The sequence below is a fragment of the Rhodococcus sp. MurmanLake-1 genome (assembly GCF_056945715.1).
Genome location: NZ_JBWZNF010000047.1, coordinates 1 through 1621 on the forward strand (window position 1 = coordinate 1; position 1621 = coordinate 1621).

The 1621-nt window shown below is 60.5% G+C and carries 1 protein-coding gene; it reads left to right on the plus strand.

The window, feature by feature from the left end:
- A partial coding sequence (locus AC2ETI_RS32500) for a condensation domain-containing protein (RefSeq protein ID WP_241896204.1) occupies positions 1-1621 on the plus strand: 1621 nt, incomplete at both ends.

Here is a 1621-nt window from a genome sequence, read left to right on the forward strand (position 1 = left end):
GGGTTGGTGTGGATGATGATTTCTTCGGGTTGGGTGGTAATTCGCTCAATGCGACCAGACTTGTCAGCCGCATCAACGCAGACCGAGGCACTGACATACCGCTGCGGGCCATCTTCGACTCGCCGACGGTAGCCGAACTTGCTGCGGTTCTCGACGCCTCATCATCCTCGAGTAGGCCGGCCCTGACAGCCCGGGTACGCCCGTCCGCGATCCCGTTGTCACCGGCTCAGTCCCGGATGTGGTTCCTCAACCGCTTCGAACCTGAGTCGTCGGCATACAACATGCCAGTGGTCCTTCGCCTCTCCGGCGCCCTCGACGTATCGGCGCTTGGTGCGGCAGTGGGTGATCTGGTGCTGCGCCACGAAGTTCTCCGGACGGTCTACCCTGAAGTGGACGGCATCGGTTTCCAGAGAATTCTCTCGCCGGATGACGCGGCCGTGGACATGACGATCGAGTATGTGTCCGAAAGTGCTCTCCTCGTACGAGTTTCCGAAGTCCTCGGCGCCACTTTCGACGTCACGTCCGAAATTCCCATGCGAGCTCATCTGTTCCAGCTCGACGAGTTCGAGTACGTCCTGGCGATGACGGTGCATCACATTGCGGGTGACGGTTTCTCGATGGGTCCGTTGACGCGTGATGTGATGGTGGCGTACGAGGCGCGGTCCCGAGGTATGGAGCCGTTGTGGGCGCCGCTCGAGGTGCAGTACGCGGATTACGCGCTGTGGCAGCTCGAGACGTTGGGTTCGGAAGAATCGTCGACCTCACTCGTCACACGACAGTTGGACTTCTGGCGCAGCGCTCTCGACGCAATACCGTCGGTGATCGATCTGCCGCTGGACCGACCTCGTCCCGTGGAAGCCTCCGGCCGTGGAGCCATGTTCTCGGCCCATCTGAGCCCCGAGGTGAACGCGCAACTGGAGAAGGTCGCGCGCGACAACGGCGCTACGTCGTTCATGGTGTTGCATGCCGCGCTCGCTGTTGTGCTTTCGCGCTACAGCGGTGAATACGACGTAGTTGTGGGAACTCCTGTTGCGGGCCGAGGAGAACGTGCACTCGACGATCTGGTCGGCATGTTCGTCAATACCCTCGCACTACGTTCCGTGGTGTCGCCCGGCGCTCGGTTCGCGGAATTGCTCGAATCGGTTCGAGAATTCGACCTCCAGGCGTTCGCGAACGCCGACGTTCCGTTCGAGCGCCTGGTCGAAATACTCGATCCGGTTCGTTCGCAGTCGTACTCGCCCATTTTCCAGGTCAGTTTGACCCTGCAGAACATCGCATTGACCGAACTCGAGTTCGACGGCATACGTATCGCCGAAGTCGACAACGTCGTGACCACTACACAGTTCGACCTGGACTTCGTGTTCAACGAAGCACTCACCGCCGACGGGTCTCGCGGGGGTCTGGACCTACATCTGACCTATGCCACCGATCTCTTCGACGAGGCAACCGCAGCGCGATTGGTCGATGCATACGTCGCAGTGGTGAGCGCTGCAGTGGCGGACACGTCCACCATCGTCGAGATGTTCGAGGTGGAGTCTGTGGTTGAGCGTGGGTTGGTGTTGGGGGGTGTGAATGAGACGGATCGTTGTGTTGACGGTGTGACGTTGGCGGATTTGGTGGC